Genomic DNA, 26,046 nt, shown 5'->3' with positions numbered 1-26,046 from the left:
CTGGTTTTAAATGTTTGATATGGTTTCTACCTGAGCTCTTAATTTTGACGTTGCACTAATGTAAGTGTTATCCTGATCTTCATTTATAACCCTTGCTTTAACGGTATCGTCTAATTGCAATTGTATCATTTTTCTTATTTTAGTATATACCTCAATATCTAATATAGGAGTTATGACTTCGATTCTGTGATCTAGATTTCGAGTCATCCAATCGGCCGAACCAATGTACATTTTTTCTTTTCCTTCATTACAGAAAATATAGACTCTTCCGTGTTCAAGAAAGCGATCAACAATACTTGTGACCTGGATATGTTCACTTTGTCCTTCAATTCCAGGAACAAGACAGCAAATCCCTCTTATAATAAGCCTTATCCTAACACCAGCATTATTAGCTTCATACAGTAGATCGATCATTTTGGTATCCTGAAGACTATTAAGCTTAAGTATAATATAGGCTTCTTTTCCAGCTTTGGCATTTTCAATTTCTACTTCTATTAGTTTTCTAAATGTACTTCTGGTGGTAAAAGGAGAAACTAATAGTTTTTTAGTTTTAGGGATTATAATAGTTCGTTCTAGCAACTGAAAAACCTGGCTTAATTCTGATGTTATTTTTGTGTTTGCAGTCATCAATCCAAAATCGGTATATATTTTGGCAGTTTTTTCATTAAAATTCCCGGTACTGATATACCCATATGTTTTTGGAATATCATTCTCAATACGCTCAATAAACAATATCTTAGAGTGCACTTTAATACCCGGATAACTATATGTTACTTTGGCTCCGTTATCTTCCAAGACTCTTCCCCATCGGATATTGTTTTCTTCATCAAACCGAGCTTTGGTTTCTATGAAGATAAAAACTTCTTTTCCATTTTTTGCTGCTTCAAGCAAGGCGTCTGCTAACCCCGATTGTTTGGCAATCCTATAAAGAGTGACTTTGATTTTGGTAACATTTTTGTCAACAGCTGCTTGTTTTGCTAAACGTAATACATCATCAAATGCCTCATAGGGATAGTATAATAATCTATCTTTTTCGGAAATAGCATCAAACATATTAGAAAACTTCTGTAATTCTTGATTGCGAACTGGTGATACGGGTGTATCTGAGAGGTTTTTATCAGTAGGGTTAGGAAATCCAAAAAAATCTTTGAAATTATGATAACGCCCACCTCTTAAAATATCAGTTTCATTAACATCCAGCATTTTTTCAACAGAGGACAATAACTTTACAGGCATATCGGTATCTATTAAAACTCTGGTAACTTGTCCTGTATCTCTATTACTTAGAGAATTTTTTATTTTAGTTAATAAATCTCCCGAATATTCATTATCAATATACAACTCGGCATCTCGAGAAATCTTTATAGAATAAAAAACAGAGGTCTCTCTATTAGAATAAAAATTTGCCAGATTGTGCTTTAAAATATCATCTACAAAAGTGATATAATAGGTATTGTTTTCTTTTGGAAGAATTATAAATCTCTTTGTATCTGAAGGGATCTTGACAATAATTAACTCTTCATCATTTAATAAGGCAGTGAGATATAACTCTTCATTCTCAATAAATACCTTTTTGTTTTCACGTTCAATATTAATGTTTATTGTAAGCTTATTTTGTAAATTATCTTTATAATATTGTTCTGCAAATTCTTTTTGAGATTTTGTAAAATCCCCACAGCTTACTAATTGTACCCCTTCTTTTTTAAGTTCTTCAAGGATTTGATTATTAAAAATATCTCCAAATTCTATCTGTTGTAGATGAACTTGTTTTTTAATTTCTTTTAAGAGCTTATTAGGCTTAGTGATTAATTTCTTTCTTAATGATTTATCAAGGTTTTTGATTTTTCTAATGTCAGATACACGTACTTTGAAAAACTCATCCAAATTACTGGAGAAAATAGCTAGAAATTTAATGCGTTCATACAAAGGGTTATTACTGTCTGCAGCTTCTTGTAATACCCTATGATTAAAACGTAACCAAGAAAGATCTCTGTTGTAATACTTTTTTGAAATTAATGACATTTTGTGTGGCTTTTAAATTTTTAAACGTATTCCCGCTCTAAAATATTTTTTATTAGAATTACCCAATGAGAGTATTCTATCTTTATTGTTATCTCTTAAATAAACACTATTACTGGCGATATAGGCTGCTCTAAAATAAAACTGAAAGTGATCTAAGAAATGGTACTCATATTGCAATCCAGAAACGATCAAAGACATATTTATACTTTCTGCAGTAACTCCATTTCCTAAATCCATTCCTTGCTGGATATTTGACGTAAAACCATCTAGTTCTGTATAGGCTTTTAGACGGTGTCTGTCTGAATAATGAAATTGTAAATTGGTTTTAGGAACACCAATGTTATATGACCATTTAGGGTGAATTTTTCTGTAGTAACTAATAAATGGTAAAGGAAAAGGAAATCCACGATTTTCTGAATACGAAATCCCAACAATAATACGATATGGTTTTCTAACGTCAGGAGCTTGTTTTTTGTCATTGATAAAAACTAAATCTCCTGATAGTACAATGTCTTCTATAGAAAGCTCATTAACTGTTAAATTAGAACTTACTCCTGGCGTAATACGAACTCCTAAACGCCAGTTTTTACTAATTTTGGTAGTATATCCAATGTTGAGATCAAGAAGTTGAAAATCTTCTAGTTTCTCTTCATTAAAAGCAGAGAAATCATTACCAAATTTTAAATCAATGTTACTATAATCAAGTCCCAAAAATAGGTAAGTGCCTTCGTTTAATTTTACCGGATAATTAAAAAGAGCTCTAAATCGATGATACTCAATATCAGAATCTCCTTCGGGTAAGAACGTATAGTCTATTCGAGCTAGATCAGATAATTGGGCTTGACCAATAATGGGAAACAGAAAAATTATGAAAAGATATTTTATTTTGGGAATTTTCATATAAAAGTAAAATTGTTAGTTGTTTTTTATGCTTACTTATTGTTAAGTTAACGATATATCTTCTTTACTAATTTTCCTATACTAAGCCCTTGTACAATGATAGAAAATAGAACGACCACATATGTAATATATAGAATCACCTCTGATGAAGAGTTACCCATTAGATTTAATGCCAATGCAATAGAAATACCACCTCTTAATCCTCCCCAAGTCAAAACAGTGACTGTTTTGATAGGGCTTTTTTCAGAATGTTTTAGTAAAGAGTAAGGGATGAATACAGAAATAAACCTGGAAAGTAATACAATCACAATAGCAAGAATACCAAGTGTTAGGTGATCTATATCAAACTTTAAGAGATGAATAGCTAATCCTATAAGTACAAATAAAATACCGTTAAAAACATCATCTAATACTTCCCAAATGTCATTGATCATTTTTCTAGTAGGGCCTTGATTAGTGGCGATATTTAATTTATTACCTATAATCATCCCCGCAACAACCATGGCCAAAGGACCAGATACATGAATAAGTGAAGCAAAAGCATATCCACCCATAACAACAGCAAGTGTAATCATTACGGTTAATTGGGGGTTATCTTTTACAGATTTAATAGATTGATATCCTACAAACCCTAATACTGCTCCATATAGTATTCCACCTACGGCTTCTTCAAGAAATAGTTTTCCGATTTCAAAACCTATAGAACCTTCTCCATGATGCCCTCCCATTCCTGTTAGGATTAAAACTCCTGAAAATACAACCACGCCAATCCCGTCATTAAATAAAGATTCTCCTTCAATTTTAATACTTAGACTTTTTGCGATATTTGCTTTTTTAAGAATTGCCATTACTGCAATTGGATCTGTTGGAGAGATCAAAGCTCCAAAAAGCAATGCATGTAAAAACGGTAATTCGATGCCTATTATTTGCGCTGTCCAATAAGTCAAACCTCCTACAATAAAAGTTGATATAAGTACACCAAGTGTTGCAAATAGAAGGATGGGCCATTTTTCTTTGGCCAGTTCATCAATATTAACGTGTAAAGCGCCTGCAAAAAGTAAGAAACTTAAGATACCATCTAGTAGTAAGGATCTGAAATCAGAATTAGTAACTATATCACAAAAAAACTGATAGAATTCTGGAAAGATACCTTTGCTAAAAGTTATAATTACTATTGTCGCTAAACTCATTAACATTAATCCAATGGTAGTAGGTAGCTTAATCCACTTATAATTGACAAAATTGAAAAAAGCAGCAATAGCAAAAATTATACTGAAAGATTGTAACATGTTTTCTAAGATTTTACATTAATATATTTTCCTACAAAGACACCAATTACGATGGCTAAGTAAAATTGACCTATAATATTCATTACTAGTGTGATAGATTGTGCTTGAGGTGTTAATGGTGTTATGTCACCATACCCAACTGTGGTAATACTGATAAAACTGAAATAGTAAAAAATATACCCAGAATAATCACCTCTATGATGAAAGGAATTAGGTTCAATGAAATGCATTGTTTCAAATAAAATACCTCCGATAATTCCCAGATAAATAAATCCCAATATTGGCCCCATAATAAATTGGAGGTTTATACTTTTTATTTTTTTTAATTGCTGAATTAATAGAATACAGAAGTATAAAAACAGGATAAAAGATGATAAAAGCCGCAAGCATCTTATAACATCCGAATTAGGATCTGAAAATTCTAACCAAATAAAGATTAAAACTAAAACGCCTAATACATAGGATCTTAATCGAGTACTAGTATTGGATGCAATTAATGAACTAGCCAGAATTACCAAGGTGTAATTAATAACGACTACTTGAGCCGGGTACATTCCAGAAAGACTTGTATGAATAGGAGTTAATAGAAAATTAAATACACTAATCAAGGCGATTAAATATTTGTATTTACGTAGTATTTCTATTAGCTTACCCATAATCAATATACTTTTGAAGGAAGGTTAAGATCTTGAATATCTTTAGTGTCGATACGCAATTGATACCAATCCTCTAACTGTACTATATCTCCTTTAATAATTGAAGGTTTACCTACGTAGGGTAAAATATCTTTATTGATAGGCTTTCCATTATTATCTGTGATCAGATAATATTCTGATATGTTGTTTTTATCAGTTGTTGCTAATACTGGAGGGATACCTCCAGAGATACATAATACGGCACAACTTCTGTGAATTTTACCTTTTCCAGGCTTCATTACACCAAAATAACATTTGGGATCAATGATCTCGCCTTTAAGTTCCATGCCTTTAACCATCGACTTTGTTTGAGGAAGTCTTCCTGAATTTGCTTTTTCCAGAAGTGTAACTTTTTCATCACTGGTAATTTGTAATAACGTTTTTCCGTTGTAGTAGATAAGGTTCCCTTCGATACTGAGCATACTACCAGATAGTTCAGAGATTTCATCTCTTATCTTTTTCAGAAAAGGATTGGCACTTGATTTTCCAAAACCAAGTAATACTATATTTTTGAATGTTTCTTCACCAGTTTTTACTTTTAACATGGGATAGGGCATCTCGTGGTATACTCCCATAATTTTTGTATTGGTAGTGAGTTCAAATGAACTATTTTTAAAAGTATTTTGCGTAAAAGCAAATACAATTGCAATTGTTATAAGAACAAGTAGACTGATCCATACAAAACTTTTTATTGTCTTTTTGGTTGTAGGAGAAACATCATCTATATAACCAACAAAAAAATCATCTTTCTTTTTTTCCATAATGTCTTTTTTATTTAAAAAGTAACGGGTTCAACCTCGGTTCCTTCTGCTAAAGCTTCTGGAAGAACATATATTTTATTATTCTTGTTTTTTAAGCGATACGTAGCCACTTTTTCGGTAAATGGTGGTGGCGATTGTCCATTATGAGGTAGATATTGATATCCGTGCCAGGGACAAGTAACACATCCATCTATAACTTTTCCTTCACCAAGAGGACCGCCCTGGTGTTTACATACATTTGATATAGCCGATAACTTATTGTCGTATTTAAAAACAGCAATACGTTCTTTATCGACAATGAATATTTTTGCTCTATCCTCAGGGATTTCATCAATATCACATACATACTCCCATCCATCTTCAACCTGTTCGGTTTTGGATTTATCGACTTTGGTTTCTTTTATTGCTGTAGTTATGTGTAATCCTGCTATAGTCAAAAAACCAATGCTTAATACTGCAATGGACCATAAAGAAGGTTGTTGTTGAAATGCACCTAAGAATACATGTAATATGATTAAGGAATAAGCAAAATACACCATCATATGCAGACGCTTCCAGGTTTTTGGTGAAAGGTTTTTTAACCAGAAATCGTGACTGGTGGCAGCCATAAGAAATAAGATTATTAATGCCAAAAATCCTAATACCTGAAATGGGAAATTAGCTATGGAACCATAATCCATATTAGAAGTAAACACCGCATAAATAGGATTTACGTTTCCTAAGGAATGAAACTGAAAAATAGAAAACCCTCCATGAACTAGAGCTGCCAAAAACATACTTACTCCCAGATGCCTTCGATTATATAACAATGGTAAAAACCTTGTATTTATTCTGGCCAAAGGGCCAATGGCTAATATAATATGTAGTAAAGCGATTGCTAAAGTACCAAAAGCTCTTATGATCAGTGTCTCTGCACTTGTTTCACTATTTGTTAAAATGGTAACTCCTATGAAACTTACAAGATAGATAAGCATACTAATGGCTATCCATTTATCATAGATCTTTTTATTTCGGTTCCATAGTACTGGTTGATAATTTACTCCCATTATAGTTCTATATTAAGTATGTCGTTTTGCTTTATCTCATCATAGATCTTTACTTTTTTGATCAATTTATCAATATCAAAAGAGTATTGTCCGGTATTATTTAGCGTTCCTATATAAACCTCTTTTTGAGTATCAGTAGTGATTCCATAAACAAGAGACGAAGCACTTTTTAAAGGTTTTTTTAGAATGATATGAAGAACATTTCCTGTATTTTGCTCTTTAATATGTATCAAAAAATTCTGATCTTCTAGGATTGTGCGTTGATTTGAAGTTTCTGATATAAATAGTTCATCATTATCCGAAAACAAAGGCTCTTTGATGCTTTGAACAGATAAAATAATCAATATAGGTACTGCGATGATTAGCAATATCCATATGATCTTATGAGTGTTTCTAAGTCCTGAAGTCATGCTTTTGTTTTTGAAGTTTTAAGTATTTTTAAAAGAAGAATGGGCCATAAACCAATTGCTCCAGGAACGAGCAACAAACGTACTGTCCATTTACTATCAGCAATCAATTCATCTATTTGAAAAGCACCTTTAATAAAAAAGTAAATTCCGAAGAGCACTCCTATAATTGCATAAATGCCCAGAATCGTTAAAAAAATGTCTATTATTATCATAATCACCTTATTTAGTAAAACCTGCTTCCAATACTACTCGTTCTCCTTTTCTAAGAACTTCAATACGTACTTTGTCACCTGCTTTTAGATTTTCGATTTGTCGTTTAATATTCCCAAGGTTATGAGGAGCGGTACAACTTGTTCCTTGTATGCTTAAAATAATATCACCGCCTAACCATATTTTTTGCCCAAGAATCTCTGCCTGTAAAAAACCAGGTTTTAAACCAATGTTAGAAGCAAAAGAATTAGGAGTTACTCGTTGTATCAATACACCCGATTTTTGAGGAGTATTTAAAACACCTGCCATTGTTTCATTAAGGAAGACTCCTTCAAAACCTGTCCAGAAATTATTAACATCAAACATGGTCTTTTTCACGGTATTGATATCTACTGCAAAACCCAATCCTTCAAAACCACCACTATTAGATAAAATAAAACTTACAATACCTATTAATTCTCCTTTGAGGTTAAACATTGGCCCTCCCGAATTTCCTTGATTGATAGATGCATCTGTTTGAATAAACCCAGCCATTTCTCCATTTGTAAGCATATTCTTTCTCATTTTTCGACTGATATGTCCAACAGAAAGAGAGTGTTCTAAACCTAAAGGAGCTCCTATGATGATAATTTGTTCTCCTATTTTGGCCGTATCCGAATTCCCTACCTTTACGGGTTTTAGATTTGTAGGCGCTGTACGCAGTTTTAAGAGAGCTACATCTGCAGCTGAAGAAGCAGATAAAACATCTGCTTTTACAGAAGTGCCATTTTGTAATTTTACAGATACTTCATTAGCAAAATCAACTACATGAGCTGCGGTAAGAATCAATCCGTCTTCACTAATAATTACTCCAGAACCTAACCCACCAGACGATGTAAGCTGTTGATCTTTTATCTTATACTGGGTAACTTCAATAGTTACCACTGCCGGATCTAATTGTGCAAATAACCCTGATAAATCTTGGGCTTCTACATGAATACCAAAGCTTATGATTAATATACAGATTAATGTTCTCATTAGTATTTACGTTTTTAGGGTGCTACGTATGCTTCTTTTACAGCTTGGGCTACATTAATTGCAATTTGATTATCTAAACTTTTCGGAATAATAAATTCTCGGCTGGGATCTTTTACACTATTTGCAATGGCATGTGCTGCTGCGATTTTCATTTTGGGTGTAATACGTTTTGCTCGGCAATCTAATGCTCCTCTAAAAATTCCTGGAAATGCTAATACGTTATTTACCTGATTAGGATAATCACTTCTTCCTGTAGCAATAATGGCTGCTCCACCTTTAAGAGCTTCCTGAGGTGTTATTTCTGGATCGGGATTGGCTAATGCAAAAACAACAGGGTTTTTTGCCATAGTTTTAATGTCATCAGCAGTCAGGATATTAGCAACACTAACACCAATAAATACATCGGCATCTTTAATTGCATCTTTTAAAGTTCCTTTGATATTATTAGGATTAGAATAATTTAGCAACTCTATCTTAGCAGTATTTAAGTTATCTCTATCTCTATGAATAATACCTTTACTGTCACAAACTAAAACATCTTTTACTGGTATACATACATTAGGATCTATACTGATACATCGTAGTAACCTTGAAATAGCAATCCCCGCCGCTCCGGCACCATTGATCACAATTTTGAGATCAGCGATATCTTTTCCTAGTACTTTACAGCTATTCATTATACCTGCCAGGGCAACAATAGCTGTACCGTGTTGGTCATCATGAAATACCGGGATACCAATATCTTGTAATGCAGTTTCTACTTCAAAGCTGCGGGGAGCAGAAATATCTTCAAGGTTAATACCTCCAAAAACAGGCGCAATTCGTTTTACCGTTTCTATAATTTCACTAGCTACTGTGGTGTTTAAACAAATAGGAAATGCATCTACATTAGCAAACTTTTTAAAGAGCATTGCTTTACCTTCCATAACAGGTATTGCTGCTTCTGGTCCTATATTACCAAGACCTAAAACTGCAGTGCCATCAGAAACAACAGCAATGGTATTTCCTTTGATTGTGAGATCATATGCTTTATCAGGATCTTTGGCAATCGCTCTGCAAGGTTCTGCAACTCCAGGAGAATACACTCTTGAGAGATCATCAGAATCGTTTACTTCAATTTTAGAGATCACCTCGATTTTTCCTTTATGCTTTGCATGAAGATCCAGAGATTCTTTGTAAAAATCGTGTTTAGCCATTCGCGGTTTATTATGTTATTATGAATTGCTCTTGCGAGTTCAAAGTTTAAATTAAATTTACATCGGTTACCACTTCTAATAGTACCGGACCATTATGGTCACGAACTTTCTCCATTGCAGGGATCAGATCTTCTAGCTTTTCTACTCGAACTCCTAGTGCTCCACAGTTTTCTGCAAATTGAGCAAAACTTGGATTGTGTAAAGATGTTTGCCATACATCTAATTCTGCCGCTCTTTGTTCTTTGGATATTTTACCGAGTTCTGAGTTATTTAACACAATATGCTTAATATTCATATTGTATTTTACAAGTGTCGAAATCTCTGCAAGGTATTGTCCCAGACCTCCATCTCCTGAAACTGACCAGATTGGTCTTTCATGTCCTTGCGCTGCCCAGGCGCCCATTGCTGCAGGTAAAGCAAATCCAATAGAACCCAGATATCCTGACATGAGTATAGACTGATTTTTAGGCTCAAAATATCGCCCAAAAGAGTAGGTGTTGTTTCCTACATCAACAGCAATTACAGCATTTGCAGGAGTTACCTTATTCATTGCATCAAATAGAGCAATAGAACTCAATCCTTTGATACTTGAATCTTCAAGTCTACTTTGTTTTTCTTCTTTCCAGATTTCCCATCGTTGGGCAATCTCAGCTTTTTGATTTATTGTATTTGTTTTGCCTTTTGTTTTTTCTTCTAAAATCCCCAGAGTTTCTGAGATTTCTCCCCATAAGGCAGCATCAACTTTATGGAATTTACTTAAGGCCATCGGATCAAAATCTACCTGAATAATTGGTTTTTTAGGAGTAATACCTGTATGATTAGAGAATGAAGCTCCAAACACAATTAAGAGATCACTTTCATTCATAAACCAAGAAGCGATAGGAGTACCACTTCTACCTAAAACACCACATCCTAATGGGTGGTGATCAGCAATTAATCCTTTTCCTTTAAATGTAGTAATGACCGGGCAGTTTAAAGTTTCTGCATATGAAATGATTGCGTTCATATTAAATCGAGCTCCGTGACCAACTACAATCACTGGCCTTTTTGAAGACAAAATCATTTTACTTGCTTTGTCTACCATTTCTTTTGGTGGAGAAATATTAAATGGTGTAATCCTATTTTCTGGAGTTTGGGCTTTGTCTTTTTTAGATTTTTTAGAAAATGCTACTTCATCGGGAAAAGTTAGATGTGAAACGTCTCTTTTGATTAACGCATGCTTCATCGCTAGAGACATTAATTCACTATGATTCGAATTTTGATGAACAGCATGATTGAATTCTGCAACAGATTCAAAGGCTTTTGCCAAATCCACTTCCTGAAAAGCACCCGTACCTACAACCTGAGTGTTTACTTGTCCAGAAAGTGCTAATAATGGTGCTCGATCTACTTTTGCATCCCACATACCGGTAAACATATTAGTCGCTCCCGGACCAGCAATACCAAAACAAGCAGCGGGTCTACCAGTAAGTTTAGCATATCCAGAAGCAGCAAAAGCTGCAGCACCTTCATGACGAATACCAAAATAGCGTAGCTTACCTTCTTTTTCCTGTCTACGCATAGCATCGGCAACTCCAAGATTACTGTGTCCTACCATTCCAAAAACAGTATCGACACCCCAATTAACCATGGTTTGAACCATTACATCAGAAACAGTTTCTTCATGATCAGGTTCTTCAGGAATGCCAACGTATATAGCATTATCTTCTTCTTTAACATCAAATGTTGCGACTCCATCATCAAAACCACCAGGAGGTAATCCGGTACAGGGATGAAAATCCCATCCATGCCAAGGACATCTAAGCATTCCGTTTTCTATAGATCCTTCTCCTAAAGGACCACCCTGATGTGGACATCGATTATCTAATGCAGAGAATTTTCCTTCAAAATGTGTTAGACAAACTCCTTGATGACCTGCGGTAACGGTTTGAACTCTTCCTTCTGGAAGCCTTTCTTTATTGTCTAATACTTTATACCAAACTGTTTTTTTATCTGAAGCCATACTTGTTTTTTTAGTTGTTTATTTTATGTTGAAATTGATCTTGCCTTATTTTAACTGCTCTAAACGAATAAATAATGAGAGTGATTAATCCTAGAAGAATGCTTGCGATTCCAGCAATGGTAATGTAGATAGCAGAATCAGAATTACTATCAATACTCTTATACAATCCAGAAACCAAAGCCGAAATAACAAAGCAAGCGACCCCTATGTATAAAAACACCATAGCGCTGTTAAGTAATTTTAGCTGTTTTAATTTTCTTTGAATCATTTTTTTTTCTATCGATACTTCTTCTATCAAACCTTTGATTTCTGTACTCAAGTTTATTAATAAGTTAGAAGTAGATAGAATCAAAAGTCCGATACCGGGAATGATTGTTGCAGGAATATACCAATGCTCCATGAACTTTAGTTTTTATAAGCGTTAAATGCTTCATTAAAGAACTGAACTCCTTTAGAAAAATCGATTCCAGTTATAGGAAGTACGGCTCCCTTAAAACCATCATTTTTCCATACGCCATTTGTAAGAGGAGAGAAACTAGATGTATCAATACCATTATGACCTTGATACGCACTTATATAGAAATAGTAATCTTGAATCATTGTATCTGGTATTGCAAGACCTAGTCCAACAGCAAGTCCTGACTCATCTTCTAAAGGAGCAAAAGCTCCAGAGTCAAAGTGATGAGGCCAAATCCTAATTTCAGAATTTAAACGATTTATACTCAAAAACTCTCTTAGAATATTACTAGTAAGAATCCTTTGCTCTTTTAATTTTTGTAAACCATTTAAATCCTCTAATTTAAATATGTAGTCGTCTTGTATTTTGTATGGTAATTCATAATGTAAATCGTAAGTGTATGGGCCAATATTACTCGTTTTAGCCATTTTTTGAATCCAGTCTAGTACTTCGGCGTGAGATGTTCCATCTAGTTTTAATACATTTTTTTTGCCCTGATCATTCCATTCTAAAATAAAGAGATCATAATTAAGAGAGAGCACAATTGATTGTCCTTTTAGTTTTCTGGTATAAAGACTTCCTTGTTCAATAGAAAATCCCAGATTGGTATGACTATCATCATCTTTTTTGTCTACAAAACTTATTCCTGCAGCAGCGAGATACTGCGCAGCCAAATGTAATTGAGTTGTCATTTTTTTCAGGTTTGTTAGTTTTCTATAATGTTCTTATGTTTTTCTTTACTTATAATTAAAAAGGTAAAATCACATCAACGATCAAAACTTCATCATTCAACTTTCTTACAAAGCTTTTAAGCTATTCAATAACAAAAAGTTTCCTTGGTTCAAAGTCATAATTGTTTTCATTAGAAGTATTGACTAATCTTTCGTTTTTCAATAATAAAATCTATTCCAGAAAGAGGGTAGCCTCCCAATGAATGATAAAGCTCAAAAATGTTTTTCAGGTTTATTATAAAATATGCGTGTTAGCTTCAATAAGACTATCTTTTAGTCTCAATGAACACACAAATCTTATCGTTCATTCTTGTTAACTATTATGACGAGCCATTGAACAAGAAAACTATTTTATAAACCCAAATTATTTATAAAACCCCAGCATAATTAATGCCCGTCAATCGATGCATGTCATAATCGAAAGTGGTCAGGTCATCAAAATTGAATTGTGTTATATCATTATGCCCACATGATCTGGCAATTACTTTCATCAACTCTGTAGATGCTTCAAAATAATTAGCTAATTGTCTGGCCGAGGATTGTATTTTTAATCGAGATCTAAGATGTTCTTTTTGAGTAGCAACACCTACAGGGCAATTATTAGTATTACAGGCTCTCATCCCAATACATCCTACAGCTTGTATTGCAGCATTAGAAACTGCAATGGCATCTGCTCCCAGCATCATAGCTTTAGCATAATCTTCTGCAATCCTCAATCCACCTGTAATTACTAAAGTAACATCTTTAACACCTTGTTGATCTAAGAATTTTCTAGCTCTAGCCAGCGCTGGTATTGTAGGTACATTGATATTATTTCTTAATACGGTTGGAGCTGCTCCGGTTCCACCACCACGACCATCGAGAATAATATAATCTGCATCAGATTCAAGTGCGAAAGCAATATCTTTTTCTATATGACTGGCTGCTAACTTGAATCCTACAGGGATACCACCAGATACTTCTCTTACTTTATCCCCCCATTCTCTAAAATCTTTTATAGTAACTAGATTAGTGAAGGTAGCAGGAGATATAGCGGGCTCACCTTCTTTGAGCTGTCGTACTTTGGCAATTTCACCTTTTACTTTTTCACCAGGCAAATGTCCTCCGGTTCCTGTTTTTGCTCCTTGTCCTCCTTTAAAATGGAAAGCTTGCACTTTGGTAACGCGATCCCATGAAAATCCAAACCCAGCAGAGGCATACTCCATAAAATATCTGGAATTCTCTGCTTGTTCATCTGGAAGCATTCCTCCTTCGCCAGAGCAAATTCCTGTCCCTGCCATTTCTGCACCGGTCGATAAAGCAATTTTTGCTTCTCGAGAGAGTGCCCCGAAACTCATATCACTTACAAATAGAGGGATTTCTAAAGTTAAGGGTTTCTTTGCTTTAGGTCCAATAATTACTTTTGAAGATACTTCTACATCATCTAATAAAGGTTTTTTGGCAAGTTGTGCAGGAAGAAACTGAATGTTTTCCCATTTTGGTAATGTATTGCGATCAACCCCCATGGCTTCTGAAAAACCATGATGTCCAATTTTTTTAAGTCCATACTGAGCTAAATGCTTAATGTAATTGGTATAAGGTTCTGTATCTTCGGGATGCGTATCAGCGTAATCGCCTAAGTATTCGTCACGATTAAATGGCTGAGGGTGATCTTTAAGATAGGCATTGATTTCTACTTCATCTACCAATACGTTATCTCCTTCTATCTGTGAAGTAAACTTATGAAGCACCTCACTATTATTGTATTCTGACACTCCGGTATCGTACCGATAATCCCATCCATGAACTCCACATATAAGATTATGACCATCTATATGTCCATCAGCCATCAAAGCACCTCTATGAAGACACCTTCCGTATAATACTGAAATTTCTTGATCAAACTTTACAATGACCAAATCTAACCCATTGACTTGGGCGTGTGTTGGTTGTTTATCTTTTAAATCACTGAGTTGTGCAATGGCAATGGGTTTCTTCATTGGTTTGTTGTTTTAGTGTTTTGTATTAGTAAATTGTGGATCGCAATCAAAACAAATATGTTAACTTGGTCTTAAATTATTCTATAAACTTACTGAGGTATTAAAAAGCAAATCCAAGAACGAAGACTAATCTACCTCCATCTGAACTGCCAAAGTAACCTGCATTAGCAGTAAAAGTATCTAAACCGGTTACCCAAAAAGATCCGCCTACACTGTTGTGCCATTTATCAGAATTATCATCTTCTAACCACACTCTTCCATAATCAAAGCCACCAGTGATGCCATATTTTAAAGGTACGAAACTGGTTTTAAATTTACCCATTTGAAGACGTAAATCTGTATTTTGATACACTGAGTATTTACCCGTAAATCGCTCATTTCTAAAGCCTCTTAAACTATGAGTTCCTCCTATTTGCGCTCCGTGATAAAACTCAAAGTTATCACCAAGAATTGCTTCGCCGCCAAGTTTTGTGGCAAGAACTAATCTTCCATTTTTTGTTAGTTTATGGTCAATGGCAATATGAGGTTCTATATAGGCAAAACGATTTTCATTATCGCCTCCATCAATATTAGATTTATAACCTGCTGTGATACCTACATCCATTCCTAGAGTAGGAAATCCAATGTCATTTTTATTTTTAAATCGATAAGTAACTTCTGCTCCTGCATACGTTTGTTGCTCAAAAACAGAACTGTTTGCAGGAAAGAAAGTGTTTACAAACCTATCTGTGGTGTTTTCTACTTCAAAAGATTCTATGAGCGGCTTAAATTGAAAGTAGCCTCCATCGCGACCTCTCCATATCAAGGATATCGCAGCATTCCATTTTCTAATTCTGGTACGGTTAAAATCCAAATCCATTTCATCTCTATCATATTCTGAATCGTTTCCTGCACCAAAGAAATTGATGGCAAAATTAGGACTGGTATATAACCCTTCGATCCCAAAATTCCAATTATGAAAAATATTAGAAAACTCACCTTTATAAGAGATGTCAAAACCGCTTGATCCAGTATAGTAAGATGCGCTTAGAGAATGTTTTTGAGTATAAGGGTTTCTTTGTAATCCATAATATGTAAAATGATCCAAGACTCCAATGCGTAACCCATCATCAGGATTAAAGGCAATAAGAGGAAGTATTTGATTAAAATTGTATTTACGTTTTTTGTGATCATAATTATTGATTCCGTAATCATCTACTAACCATTTTTTGGATCGTTTATTGATTATAGTATTGTTTTTACTTTTATAATCATAAATTTTTACTTTTTTGGTGTTTTCAAAATCATAGGTATCATTCTTTTTACCACCAATGATTTTTAGTTTTATTAAATCATCTCCTTTTCCTGTAACCTTAAAAGTATCATTTCCATCTAATCCGTAGATCCATATTTCTGTAGTTTCATCTCTATTAAAGGTTCTATTAAAAATACCGTTGTCTTTGCGATGGATTGCTACTTTTGTTTCTCCATTAGAAAGCCTGGTAATTTCAAAAAGGTCGTCTTTTTGAGTACCCACTAATACTTCAAATTTATTTAGGAACTTATAATATTTATGTGCGATATCTACTATATTGGCTCTTCTTCCTTTTAGTTTTGTTTTAATTTCATTTATGGTAGTTCCTTTAATTTCATTTGGAATTTTATCGAAAGCTTGATCAATAATTTCATCTGTAATATTGTCCTGAAGGTATTTTGCTTGTTTTTCCCAATCATCCCAATCTGATTTATTTAAGAAAGTCATATCTAATGGGTAAGGTGCGAGTGCAAACCATTTAGGGCTTTTTAACTCTTCTTTGAAAGATTGCATTTTCCTTAATTCAGGAATAGCTTGTGTTAAAAAAGAAATAATACCTCCATCAAACACTGAGAAAGCCTGATCGCGATCTCTTGGGATAGGTTTATAAGTTTTGGTACCATCTGCGTTTTTAAAAAGACCCCATCGCCATTGATCTTCATGACGATCCCAGTCACCGATAAGCATATCAAATAATCGAGCTTTTATATAAGATGGTTCGTCTACAGTAGATTTCCCCTTTTTATGGACTTCTCTTAAAATTTCATCAGTGCTTATAATATCTTCAGGTTTACCAAAACTTGCCTGCTCTGTATGTGTTGAATTTACAGCTTCTTCAAAAAGATATAACCCGTCACCATATTCATCATTGTATTGCCCCAAAGTTTGTTGTTTAGGAATATAGTACAATTGAGGGTTACTATGAAAAACACCAACAGCATCAGATAATGTGCCAATAGCAAAAGAAGTATAAGGATGTGCTGTGGTATAAAAATCTAATAAAAACTTATCAGCAAAACTGTCTTCAAGATCTTCTTCTACGTAGTTGTCTTGAAATGCAACAGCCTGTAAAAACCTAGTAGCACTTTTTCGTAAAGCTCTCATTACATATTGCTTACCGTTTTTATCTTCTAGTCTTAAAGATAAAGATTGGTGCCCACCACCTTTTCGCACTGGTGTTAACCCTCCTAAAAGGGTATCTAGAAAAACAACAGGAGCATTTACTTCTTTACTATAATATTTTCTGTAATGATTACCCCATAAACCGCGATATAATTTACTTTTTTTGGTTTCTTCTTTTGAATAAACTGAAGCGTTTTGTGTTTTAGAAAAACTGTTTTTAGGTTTAAAAGAATATTCAATACCTTTTTTGGGTTCGTCAAAAACAATTGTTGAGAAAATTGAAGTTGAGGTTCCATTTTCTGAAGAATAAAAATCTATAGTGACTTTTCCTGTTTTATGAATATCTAATTTGGCATATCCTTTTTTGGCGACAGCAAAATTACCGTTAGTTACCTTTTTAACTCTTTTGGTCGTTGACGCTGAACCACTAACGATTTGAGGAATGCCATATTGATTGATGTATTGTAAATTCTTATCATGACCCGAAACAAAAATGGTGTTTTTTGTTTGCCTTGCCAAAGTAGTTAATCGATTCCTTAACTTTCTATATTGTTTGTTTTCATAATCATTTAATGAAGCACCTGCCGTGTTAGATATTAAACCAAAAGCAGAATTAGAATGAGTAGGGTGATGAATTGCAATGATCTTGATTTTATCTTGAGATTTTTTTAGCATACTCTCAAATTCAAGAAAAAACAGGGTCCTGTTTTTTATGTCACAATCTTCATTAAGATAAATATGATTATTCCAGTTTTCTAAATACCATTGAGAATCTATCGTAATTAAAACAACATTTTCGCTAAGATCTTTTTTCTTAATAGGACAACCATCATCAGGATAAAATTTTACATTATCGTTGTTTTGGATGAACTTCTCTAGTTTACGAACTCCTCTATGGCCATTAGTAGCCCATTCATAATGTCCTGGAGTAAAGATAGTATTACCATTAAAAGAAGAAATAATGTCTAATTGCGAATTTATTTTACTTTCACTTTCTGGACTACTAAAGCCTTCTTTTATTGTTGCATTCCCTAATATTAATAATGTAGAAGAATTGGTTTTTTGAGAATGATTTGTTATCTGTGTTAAGATACTTTGATTATTGGTATTTCCAGTATTAGCAGTTATAAAAATCGATTTTTCTAACTCTTGAGAGTATCCTTGTATGCCAAAGAAAAAAAGAAACAGAACGTAAAAGTGTTTTGTCTGGATAGAAATTTTCATTTGATTAGTTTTAGTTATGTTTTTAGTTGTTGTGTTAAAAATATTGCACCTGTACAGAAAGTAGTAAAAGAGCTATTTTACTATAATCTTCATTTATTTTATTTCTTTCATTGTCAAGTTATCAGAGTCAAAAAAAATCTAATAATAAACAGAGTGATTAATACTTTATAAGCTTTGTTTTATGATCCGGTAACTTCGGGAATTCAATCTTGAGTTGCTTGCACTTTTTTCCTTTCTGTTTTAAAATTGTTTTCTATTATATGTTTAAAGAAGATCATAAGGGCGCGTTTTTTTCAGGCATTGAAATATGCTGTGAATCATAATCGATTAATAATTCCTTTCGCAAAGAACTCATCACATTACTAACGGTTTGACGTGAAGTGTTTGTAAGGTTTGAAATGTCTTTATGAGACAATAGATTTTTGGCAACAATTCTATCATTATCTATTTCTCCAAACTCTTTTATATAATCGATAATAAATTCTTTAATTCGGGTAGTACTGTCTTTATACAGAAGATCTTGTAAGCGGCGTTCTAATTTTTTTATACGCAAACCATATACTTTAAGAACTCCGTTTTTTAGAGATTTATGTTTCTCCATAATACGCTCCATTCGATCGGCTTCTATATAGCAAACGATAGAATCTTCTAAAGTAATGGCTTGCTCTTCTACAGCAGCTTGTTCATCATAAAGAGATAATTCACCAAAAATATGTCCTTTTTTGACTATGTATTTGACATTATTAGAAGCGGTATCTACAATTTTGACAGTTCCTTTTTTTAAGAAAAAGATGTTTTTTTTGTCATCGTTTTTAAGTTCGATAACAGTCCCTTTATCCATATTTTCCATTTCAAGGATTTCACACATGCGCATCATAGTGAGTCTGCCGAGTTTGTTAAAAAGATTGAATCCTTCTAAAAACCAATATTTGGTATATGTATTCAAAAAAGGGGATTTAATAGTTAGTATGTTAAAAATAATGAATTCTAACAATATTACTCTTGGATAAATTTCCAGAAGTTACTTCAGACGACAATCTGTTAATTTTTGTAGATTTTTGGTTATAAGGATACTGTGTTATAAATATGTATATATGATTAATTTATGTCTTAAAATGAAAATAAAAATGATACTTTAGTGGTCACAATATTTAAGGTATTCCTAATGTCTAAAAAATATAGCAATAGAAGTCTTATCACCCATTCGTTATATAGAATGGCAAGCTATATAAATATAAAATCTCCTTTTTCGTAATAACTTCAGTTTAATTGATTTTTGAGAAATCCTAAAGGTTTTGTTTTTACAATTTGACAAGACCGTATTGGGGATATAATTACATTTTTTTAATTAGATATTATTATGAATAGAGAAGAATTATTAGAAGCAATTGATAGAAAATATACAGCAATGGGACAAGATCCTAATACACATCTTGCAGGGTTATTATATTCAGAACCTATGCAATATTGGGATTTTATTCAGTTAGATGCTTTATTAGGATTACAGACCAAACGAACTCAATTACCCGATGAGATGGTGTTTATTATGTATCATCAAATTAATGAATTATTGTTTAAAATGATTTTGTGGGAAATGAATCAGATCTCGGAAGAAGAGAATATTACCCCAGAAAAATTTGAAATGCATTTGATGCGAGTAAGCAGGTATTTTGATATGCTTTCTAACTCTTTTGATATTATGAGCGATGGTATGGAAATAAGTCAGTACATGAAGTTTAGAACAACATTAACTCCTGCTAGTGGTTTTCAATCGGTACAATATCGTAAAATTGAGATTGCTTCTACAGAGTTGATTAATTTGATTGATTTTAGATTTAGAAAAACGATTAATAGAGAAACATCTTATGTACATGCATTTGATCATATGTATTGGCAAGCAGCAGGAAAGGATTATAAAACAGGGGAAAAGAGCAAGTTAATGCTCAATTTTGAGGATAAGTATAAAAAAGAATTGATAAGCTGGATGAAGGAATATAATACAGTAAACCTTTGGACTAAGTTTAAACAATTGCCAGAAGGTTATCAAAAAAATAAAGATTTAATAAATGCTATGAGGCACTATGATCATACGGTAAATGTTAATTGGGTAATGCATCATTATAATACCGCTGCAAAGTATTTGGATTCTGGTAAAGTTAATGTAGAAGCAACAGGAGGAAGCAATTGGCATAAATATATGCATCCAAGATATCAAAGAAGAATTTTTTTTCCAGAATTATGGAGTGAGTTTGAACTTGAAAATTGGGGAATTACCAATCTTGAGGGATATGAAAAAATAAAATAAAGACGATCAAAATATAATCGAACAGAACTAAACTTTTTAAATGATCATATGTGATATGTTTAAATAAATTATTCTTATAGTTTTCTTCTCAAAATACTGCTGGGGTAAATTTTTAAAAGGATAATTATATCTGTGGTCCTGTTTTTTTATTGATCAAAAAATATAAAACCTAAAGAAGTATTCATTACAGATACCTTGTTATTTATAACAAATATCCCATAGTTAAAAACATAATTGTAAAACCTTCCTATTTAATTTTAGAATTTACGAGCTTATAAAGTTGGGTGATAAACTGTATAACTCATAAATTCTAAAATGAAATCAATATCTATATCGTTGTTTTTAATTGTTGCTTTATTCAATACCTGTTTATTGATAGCCCAAGATAAAAACTCAGATCATTATTTATATTCTATTAATAAAACTGATCAGATATACTCTGGTAAAGGAATTGATTGGATTTTGAATAAAAGGGATACTACTCAGTTTTATCTTTTTGGAGAACAACATGGGATTAGTGAAATCCCTAAACTAGTACGTTTTGTACATAACATACTAAATGAAAAAGAACAATTTCATTTAGTATTAGAAATGGATGAATGGAGCGCTCATAATATCTCAAAAAATGGAGTCGAACGAGTAATAACAAAATATCCACATTCTGTGGCATTTGATTATGACCAAGAAATTGCACTTATAAAATCTGCTGAGAAAAAATCAGAGATTTGGGGAATAGATCAGATGGTGACGGCAATTCACCCTTTTCAACGTCTTGTAGAACTTGCTCCCAATGAAAGTGCAAGACGATTAGCTAAAGGAGCTTTTTTGAAGGCATCTCTAAAAATGGGAAACTACTTGGTAGAACCTCATTATGATGATTTTGAAGCTATTAAAGAAGCTTTTGGAAAAGAACTTCCTTCTGAAGCAAAAGAAATATTAGATAACCTTCAAATCTCGATGAAGATTTATGTAACCTATAAAGCAGGCCAACGTAAAGAAATATCTAGGCAGGTTTCGGTTGAGTTGAGAGAAAAATTTATGATGAATCAATTTGATTCTTATATCCAAAAAAAGCCAAAGCAAAAAGCAATTTTCAAAATGGGAGGGGCACATATTATAAAAGGTATTGGTCCCAATGGTGTTGAAACATTAGGCAATCATGTTATAAAAAAAGCATATCAAAATAATCTAAATGCATTAGCAATAGGAGTGTTTAATTATCACAAAGATCTACAATTTGTTACAGAAGATATTTTTAAATACTCAGATATAGTTTTATTGGATTGTAAAAAATATTTAAATCAAATAGATGGTTCTTCTTCTGATTTTTCTGATAATAATAAGTTCTTATTAGAAGGGTATGATGCTATTATTCTTTTTAATAATTCTCAAAGAGATACTAAGAGTTTTGTTAGCCTTTTTCAACGTAGTTTTAAAACAGGTTTAATTAAAAAAATATCAATTGGTGGAGTTCTTATTCTAATCTGTTTTACGTTGATTGTACCAGTAGTTTTATATAAACTCTCAAAATCTAATAAAACGAAAAACTATTACTTGTATGGTAAACTGATAGTTCAAATACTTGTTGCTTCTATCATTGCAGTTATAATTGTTTCTTTACAAATCTATACAATTTTATATAGTATCAATTCTTCTCTAATTGTAAAAAGCTCATGGAGTATTTGGATATATATAGCCCTACTGTTGACAGCAGTTTATTTTGTTTATAAAACAATTTTATTTCTAAAAAACGATGGGAAGAAAAAGCATAAAATATACTTAGTTACGGTAACCTTGTCGTATTTTCTCTTAATATGTTTTTTGTATTATTGGAATATAGGTGGAATGATTTCTTTTTAATACCTGGTAATGAAAAAAATGTTCGGAAAAATAAGTTACCTACAGCTAATTTTAGACCTGATTATTGTTTTTATTGGAGTTAGTTTGGCTTTCTTGTTTACCAATTACCGTGAACAAAAAAAAGAAGAAGAAGAAACGAAACAAGTTATCGAATTACTACATATAGGATTAAGTAAATATGATAAGTTATTTTCAGGAATTATTTCATACCACGAAAGGTATAATATTGAATTCAAAAACAAATTAAATAATCAAGAGATTCCAGATTTTACAGGAGTGATTTTTCTTTCTCCAGCATATCCTATAAATGCTATTTCTCTATTAACGGATCAAGGTTATAAAGTACTTAATCCAAAAGTTTACATCGCTTTAACAGGGTTTGCTAACGGGATACAGCGTTTAATGTATGTAGAACAAAAATTGGTTGATATTTCAGAAAAATCGACTGCAATAATCAGAAGCAATTTTAAAACTTCAAACGAATATGAATTTGAACAAAAAAAATGGGCAGAACAATATTTGAAATATTTAGAAATAAGAAAGCGTATCTTAAGAGAATTACAAAATAAAAATCATAATTTAAGAGAACTTTTAAAAGAGTTGTACTAGATATGAAAATTAAAAACACATTTAAATATCATTTTATATTAGGTGTTATTATAGTATTGATGGAGGTTTTTAGTAATTATGTGTATATGGGCTCTGAAAAGTTTTTGGATAATTTGAGACCTGGAAGAATTTTACTGAAAATAACATTCTTTATTACTTTTTTTAGTGTTTATACTATTAATTATAAAGTGATCTGCCCTAAAACACTTCCTAAAAAGAATCTGATTACTTTTTTTGTGGCTATATTTTTAATGCTTTTTCTTTTTGCAGGAATACGATATACTTTAGATGAAATAATAGTATACAATATTTTTGGGTTTCATAACTATTATGAAGATAAGCGTGTTTTTGGATATTATGTTTTTGATAATTCATATTATGCAATACAAGCACTTCTGTTTAGTACACTAATGTATTTGTTCTTTATGTATGTTAAAAATAAAGATAAAGCACATACTATGGAAATAGAACAAAAGACATCAATATTTGAAAACCAATTACGATTACTTTTAAGTGATGTAAAAGATGAAACTCTTGAGCAGAATATTATTTCTCAATTCAATAAAAAACTTATTATCAAAGTTGGAAAAGAAGCATCATTAGTTCCTATAGATACAATCAAATACATTTCGGCTTCAGGTAGTTACGTTGATGTTAAAACTATTGATAAATCATACGTTTTACGTACCTCTTTAGACGGTGTTCTAAAAGATATTAATGATAAGAAATTTGTAAGAATTCATCGTTCAACAATTGTCAATATAGATTACATAGACAAGCTTATATATTCTAACCATGGAGAAATCGATACCAAAATGAAAGATGGAACTTTGTTTAGAGTAAGTAATAGTTATAAAAAAGAATATCTGAAATTGATAGGAGCATGAAATACTTAAGGATATAAGAAAATTTCTAACTATCTACCTCCATATTTATATAACAACAGGTACCTAAAGAAAGCCTTGCAATCAATAGATCCCTGTTTTTATAGTTAGTAATAAGCGGTATCTATTTTCCTAGCATTAAGAGTTCGCTGCACACTACTTCTGTAATATATCTTTTAGTCCCTTCATTGTCATCATAGCTACGAGAAGTTAATTTACCCTCAATAGCAATTTCTTGACCTTTGGTTACATATTTTTCAACGATATCTGCTGTTTTTCCCCAAGCCACAATGTTATGCCATTGTGTATCTGTAACCTTATCACCTTGCTTGTTGTAATAGTAATCATTGGTAGCTATAGAGAATTTAGCTAGTTTTCTCCCTGAATCTAGAGTGATGATTTCAGGTTCTTGTCCTAAGTTTCCAATCAACTGTACTTTGTTTTTTATCGTGTTCATAATTTTAATTTTTCGTGTTAAACAATTGATACTATCGAGTTCTTATGTTTCGACAATGCAAACATAAAATCAAGAAATTATGAGATTCGGTTAGGAAGTGTTTAATTTCGTTTGTAATTGTTTGTAGTCGTTTGTAATTGATTATGAAATCACTTTTTTAAGTGTATATGTATTGATTATCAGGAAGTAAAAAACGTTTGTTGTTAGGGTTATTATGCTCTTGAATCTAATGAGTTGATATTTTGCAATATGTGATTTTATGTAATATTGTCCAACCCATCCTTATTATAATTATCTAGTTTGGCACTTCAAAAGCTTTTTGAAAATAGTTTCTAAGCTAGTTTAATGGTGTGCATATAATACCTCTATTCTTATTTAGATACTAATATCAAAATGAAATTAACCCTGTTAAGGGTTAATTAATATGAAACGAATAAAGAATTAATTAAAAACTTAAAACTGCTTTTAACACCTTAATTATTATGAGAAGAAACATATTACTTATAGCAACAACTTTGATCATCTTCGGTTTCTCAAAAATTGATATCCAGAATGAAAAATGGGTAGCTCCAGAAACTGCTAAAGAGATAGAAAATACGGTAGCAGAGAAAAATCGTAATTCGGCGGCAAAAAAAGGAAAGAAAATCTTTATGAAACGTTGTGCTGTATGTCATGGCGAAAGTGCAAAAGGAGATGGAGCAGTAGGAGCACGATTGAATCCAAAACCTGCTGATTTGACATCTGATAGAGTACAAAACCAAGTAGATGGAGAGATTTTTTGGAAAATAACTAATGGGAGAGGAAGTATGCCCAATTGGGGTTCGATACTTTCAGATGAAGAACGTTGGAACTTGGTCAATTTTATAAACACTTTTGCGCAATAATATAGTATTGAAACACAAGTTTGGAATAAATGAGTTTACGACTCTGGCTATGTTTTATTTATGAATTGAGTAAGAAATATTAAAAGAAAGAGAAATGAAAAAAAGAATTATACTACCAGGAATACTGGTTTTGAGTATTGTCATACTAAGTTTTAATAAGAGGATGGATAATGCAACTGATAGATATGTTCCAATTACAAATAAAGATAAAGTAGAAATAGCTTTAATCGATTTTCAGTTAGATTATAGTGATTATAAGAATTGGTATAGGATTACAAAAGATAAACCAAATACCGGAGATCCTACAGGCTTTTTATCAGGAAAACATAAAGGGATTAAAGCATATAGAGAAGTATATGTAAATAAAATAGGAGAAGCAGTAAACAAGGGTTCTGCGCCTTATAAATACCCTGCAGGAACAATGATTGTAAAAGAAGAATATAAGAATGAAGCAGCCTGGAAATCCGGAAAAAAACCTAGTATAAAACTAATGGTAAAATTAAAAGAAGGAGAATCTCCAGAAACAGGAGATTGGGGATATGCAAGTAAACTTAATGCAAAAAAAATAGCTACCAGAACATCTGGTAAAGCAAAATTCTGTACTAAGTGCCACATTTTTGTAGCGGCAAAAGATGATTATGTTTTTATGAATAGTGATTTTTTAAAATCTGAATCTAATAGAAATTAAATTA

The 26,046-nt window shown here is 32.3% G+C and carries 23 protein-coding genes; 6 read left to right on the top strand and 17 right to left on the bottom strand.

Translation table 11 applies throughout. The features are described 5' to 3' along the window. Positions 1 to 6: 6 nt before the first annotated feature. The 16 genes from ppk1 to U0D62_RS02925 all read right to left on the bottom strand — a co-directional run bounded on the left by ppk1 (position 7) and on the right by U0D62_RS02925 (position 19,301). A complete protein-coding gene (gene ppk1, locus U0D62_RS03000) occupies positions 7 to 2,022 on the bottom strand; it encodes a polyphosphate kinase 1 (protein WP_322193814.1) in 2,016 nt (671 codons plus the stop codon). A gap of 12 nt (positions 2,023 to 2,034) precedes the next feature. Then, the gene (locus U0D62_RS02995) at positions 2,035 to 2,922 is read right to left on the bottom strand and encodes a DUF6268 family outer membrane beta-barrel protein (RefSeq protein WP_322193813.1); all 888 of its coding nucleotides are present in this window, start codon (positions 2,920 to 2,922) and stop codon (positions 2,035 to 2,037) included. 47 nt (positions 2,923 to 2,969) lie between these two features. Then, complete coding sequence (locus tag U0D62_RS02990) at positions 2,970 to 4,211, bottom strand: cation:proton antiporter (RefSeq protein WP_322193812.1); 1,242 nt, start codon at positions 4,209 to 4,211, stop codon at positions 2,970 to 2,972. Between the two features lie 5 nt (positions 4,212 to 4,216). Then, complete coding sequence (locus U0D62_RS02985; protein WP_322193811.1) at positions 4,217 to 4,867, bottom strand: potassium channel family protein; 651 nt, start codon at positions 4,865 to 4,867, stop codon at positions 4,217 to 4,219. 2 nt (positions 4,868 to 4,869) lie between these two features. After that, entirely contained in the window at positions 4,870 to 5,667 is a 798-nt protein-coding gene (locus tag U0D62_RS02980) for a hypothetical protein (protein WP_322193810.1), read from the bottom strand. A 14-nt stretch (positions 5,668 to 5,681) separates the two neighbouring features. Next, positions 5,682 to 6,713, bottom strand: a complete 1,032-nt coding sequence (locus tag U0D62_RS02975; protein ID WP_322193809.1) for a Rieske 2Fe-2S domain-containing protein — start codon at positions 6,711 to 6,713, stop codon at positions 5,682 to 5,684. After that, a complete protein-coding gene (locus U0D62_RS02970; protein WP_322193808.1) occupies positions 6,713 to 7,123 on the bottom strand; it encodes a hypothetical protein in 411 nt (136 codons plus the stop codon). Before U0D62_RS02970 ends, U0D62_RS02975 begins: the two co-directional genes overlap by 1 nt. Next, the gene (locus U0D62_RS02965) at positions 7,120 to 7,335 is read right to left on the bottom strand and encodes a hypothetical protein (RefSeq protein WP_322193807.1); all 216 of its coding nucleotides are present in this window, start codon (positions 7,333 to 7,335) and stop codon (positions 7,120 to 7,122) included. Before U0D62_RS02965 ends, U0D62_RS02970 begins: the two co-directional genes overlap by 4 nt. Positions 7,336 to 7,342: 7 nt before the next feature. Beyond that, positions 7,343 to 8,350 carry a S1C family serine protease gene (locus tag U0D62_RS02960; RefSeq protein WP_322193806.1) on the bottom strand — a complete coding sequence of 336 codons (1,008 nt, stop codon included), beginning with the start codon at positions 8,348 to 8,350 and terminating at the stop codon, positions 7,343 to 7,345. Between the two features lie 14 nt (positions 8,351 to 8,364). Further along, positions 8,365 to 9,546, bottom strand: a complete 1,182-nt coding sequence (locus U0D62_RS02955; RefSeq protein ID WP_322193805.1) for an NAD(P)-dependent malic enzyme — start codon at positions 9,544 to 9,546, stop codon at positions 8,365 to 8,367. Between the two features lie 46 nt (positions 9,547 to 9,592). Beyond that, positions 9,593 to 11,548, bottom strand: coding sequence for a thiamine pyrophosphate-binding protein (locus U0D62_RS02950; protein WP_322193804.1), 1,956 nt, complete (start codon positions 11,546 to 11,548; stop codon positions 9,593 to 9,595). Between the two features lie 10 nt (positions 11,549 to 11,558). Further along, positions 11,559 to 11,948, bottom strand: a complete 390-nt coding sequence (locus U0D62_RS02945; RefSeq protein WP_322193803.1) for a DUF2721 domain-containing protein — start codon at positions 11,946 to 11,948, stop codon at positions 11,559 to 11,561. A gap of 5 nt (positions 11,949 to 11,953) precedes the next feature. Continuing rightward, a complete protein-coding gene (locus U0D62_RS02940; RefSeq protein ID WP_322193802.1) occupies positions 11,954 to 12,697 on the bottom strand; it encodes a hypothetical protein in 744 nt (247 codons plus the stop codon). Positions 12,698 to 13,104: 407 nt separating this feature from the next. Beyond that, positions 13,105 to 14,715: a glutamate synthase-related protein gene (locus tag U0D62_RS02935; RefSeq protein ID WP_322193801.1), complete on the bottom strand. Its 1,611-nt coding sequence runs from the start codon at positions 14,713 to 14,715 to the stop codon at positions 13,105 to 13,107. Between the two features lie 100 nt (positions 14,716 to 14,815). Further along, entirely contained in the window at positions 14,816 to 18,355 is a 3,540-nt protein-coding gene (locus U0D62_RS02930; RefSeq protein WP_322193800.1) for a bifunctional metallophosphoesterase/BamA family protein, read from the bottom strand. Positions 18,356 to 18,629: 274 nt separating this feature from the next. Continuing rightward, positions 18,630 to 19,301, bottom strand: a complete 672-nt coding sequence (locus tag U0D62_RS02925) for a Crp/Fnr family transcriptional regulator (protein WP_322193799.1) — start codon at positions 19,299 to 19,301, stop codon at positions 18,630 to 18,632. Positions 19,302 to 19,715: 414 nt separating this feature from the next. On the opposite strand from U0D62_RS02925, the gene U0D62_RS02920 reads away from it, so the two are divergent. The 4 genes from U0D62_RS02920 (at position 19,716) to U0D62_RS02905 (ending at position 24,016) form a co-directional block, all read left to right on the top strand. Continuing rightward, complete coding sequence (locus U0D62_RS02920; RefSeq protein WP_322193798.1) at positions 19,716 to 20,660, top strand: tryptophan 2,3-dioxygenase family protein; 945 nt, start codon at positions 19,716 to 19,718, stop codon at positions 20,658 to 20,660. Between the two features lie 315 nt (positions 20,661 to 20,975). Beyond that, a complete protein-coding gene (locus tag U0D62_RS02915; RefSeq protein ID WP_322193797.1) occupies positions 20,976 to 22,520 on the top strand; it encodes a hypothetical protein in 1,545 nt (514 codons plus the stop codon). Between the two features lie 9 nt (positions 22,521 to 22,529). Beyond that, a complete protein-coding gene (locus U0D62_RS02910; RefSeq protein ID WP_322193796.1) occupies positions 22,530 to 23,129 on the top strand; it encodes a hypothetical protein in 600 nt (199 codons plus the stop codon). A 2-nt stretch (positions 23,130 to 23,131) separates the two neighbouring features. Then, positions 23,132 to 24,016: a LytR/AlgR family response regulator transcription factor gene (locus tag U0D62_RS02905; protein WP_322193795.1), complete on the top strand. Its 885-nt coding sequence runs from the start codon at positions 23,132 to 23,134 to the stop codon at positions 24,014 to 24,016. Between the two features lie 121 nt (positions 24,017 to 24,137). On the opposite strand, the gene U0D62_RS02900 is transcribed toward U0D62_RS02905, so the two are convergent. Next, positions 24,138 to 24,470 carry a single-stranded DNA-binding protein gene (locus U0D62_RS02900; RefSeq protein ID WP_322193794.1) on the bottom strand — a complete coding sequence of 111 codons (333 nt, stop codon included), beginning with the start codon at positions 24,468 to 24,470 and terminating at the stop codon, positions 24,138 to 24,140. 482 nt (positions 24,471 to 24,952) lie between these two features. Between U0D62_RS02900 and U0D62_RS02895 the strand changes: the two genes are divergently transcribed. Both U0D62_RS02895 and U0D62_RS02890 read left to right on the top strand, forming a co-directional pair. Continuing rightward, on the top strand, positions 24,953 to 25,354 hold the full coding sequence (locus tag U0D62_RS02895) for a c-type cytochrome (protein ID WP_322193793.1): 402 nt from the start codon (positions 24,953 to 24,955) through the stop codon (positions 25,352 to 25,354). A 94-nt stretch (positions 25,355 to 25,448) separates the two neighbouring features. After that, a complete protein-coding gene (locus U0D62_RS02890; protein WP_322193792.1) occupies positions 25,449 to 26,042 on the top strand; it encodes a cytochrome P460 family protein in 594 nt (197 codons plus the stop codon). The last annotated feature ends 4 nt before the right edge of the window (positions 26,043 to 26,046 follow it).

It is taken from the genome of Aquimarina callyspongiae (assembly GCF_034322225.1).
In the GTDB taxonomy this organism is placed as follows: Bacteria; Bacteroidota; Bacteroidia; order Flavobacteriales; family Flavobacteriaceae; genus Aquimarina.
This window is presented reverse-complemented; position numbering and strand designations above follow the sequence as displayed.

Bases quoted from the DNA above. Each gene is read 5' to 3' on its own strand.
- ppk1 (WP_322193814.1), bottom strand. From the start codon at position 2,022: ATGTCATTAATTTCAAAAAAGTATTACAACAGAGATCTTTCTTGGTTA.
- U0D62_RS02995 (WP_322193813.1), bottom strand. From the start codon at position 2,922: ATGAAAATTCCCAAAATAAAATATCTTTTCATAATTTTTCTGTTTCCC.
- U0D62_RS02990 (WP_322193812.1), bottom strand. From the start codon at position 4,211: ATGTTACAATCTTTCAGTATAATTTTTGCTATTGCTGCTTTTTTCAAT.
- U0D62_RS02985 (WP_322193811.1), bottom strand. From the start codon at position 4,867: ATGGGTAAGCTAATAGAAATACTACGTAAATACAAATATTTAATCGCC.
- U0D62_RS02980 (WP_322193810.1), bottom strand. From the start codon at position 5,667: ATGGAAAAAAAGAAAGATGATTTTTTTGTTGGTTATATAGATGATGTT.
- U0D62_RS02975 (WP_322193809.1), bottom strand. From the start codon at position 6,713: ATGGGAGTAAATTATCAACCAGTACTATGGAACCGAAATAAAAAGATC.
- U0D62_RS02970 (WP_322193808.1), bottom strand. From the start codon at position 7,123: ATGACTTCAGGACTTAGAAACACTCATAAGATCATATGGATATTGCTA.
- U0D62_RS02965 (WP_322193807.1), bottom strand. From the start codon at position 7,335: ATGATAATAATAGACATTTTTTTAACGATTCTGGGCATTTATGCAATT.
- U0D62_RS02960 (WP_322193806.1), bottom strand. From the start codon at position 8,350: ATGAGAACATTAATCTGTATATTAATCATAAGCTTTGGTATTCATGTA.
- U0D62_RS02955 (WP_322193805.1), bottom strand. From the start codon at position 9,546: ATGGCTAAACACGATTTTTACAAAGAATCTCTGGATCTTCATGCAAAG.
- U0D62_RS02950 (WP_322193804.1), bottom strand. From the start codon at position 11,548: ATGGCTTCAGATAAAAAAACAGTTTGGTATAAAGTATTAGACAATAAA.
- U0D62_RS02945 (WP_322193803.1), bottom strand. From the start codon at position 11,948: ATGGAGCATTGGTATATTCCTGCAACAATCATTCCCGGTATCGGACTT.
- U0D62_RS02940 (WP_322193802.1), bottom strand. From the start codon at position 12,697: ATGACAACTCAATTACATTTGGCTGCGCAGTATCTCGCTGCTGCAGGA.
- U0D62_RS02935 (WP_322193801.1), bottom strand. From the start codon at position 14,715: ATGAAGAAACCCATTGCCATTGCACAACTCAGTGATTTAAAAGATAAA.
- U0D62_RS02930 (WP_322193800.1), bottom strand. From the start codon at position 18,355: ATGAAAATTTCTATCCAGACAAAACACTTTTACGTTCTGTTTCTTTTT.
- U0D62_RS02920 (WP_322193798.1), top strand. From the start codon at position 19,716: ATGAATAGAGAAGAATTATTAGAAGCAATTGATAGAAAATATACAGCA.
- U0D62_RS02915 (WP_322193797.1), top strand. From the start codon at position 20,976: ATGAAATCAATATCTATATCGTTGTTTTTAATTGTTGCTTTATTCAAT.
- U0D62_RS02910 (WP_322193796.1), top strand. From the start codon at position 22,530: ATGAAAAAAATGTTCGGAAAAATAAGTTACCTACAGCTAATTTTAGAC.
- U0D62_RS02905 (WP_322193795.1), top strand. From the start codon at position 23,132: ATGAAAATTAAAAACACATTTAAATATCATTTTATATTAGGTGTTATT.
- U0D62_RS02900 (WP_322193794.1), bottom strand. From the start codon at position 24,470: ATGAACACGATAAAAAACAAAGTACAGTTGATTGGAAACTTAGGACAA.
- U0D62_RS02895 (WP_322193793.1), top strand. From the start codon at position 24,953: ATGAGAAGAAACATATTACTTATAGCAACAACTTTGATCATCTTCGGT.
- U0D62_RS02890 (WP_322193792.1), top strand. From the start codon at position 25,449: ATGAAAAAAAGAATTATACTACCAGGAATACTGGTTTTGAGTATTGTC.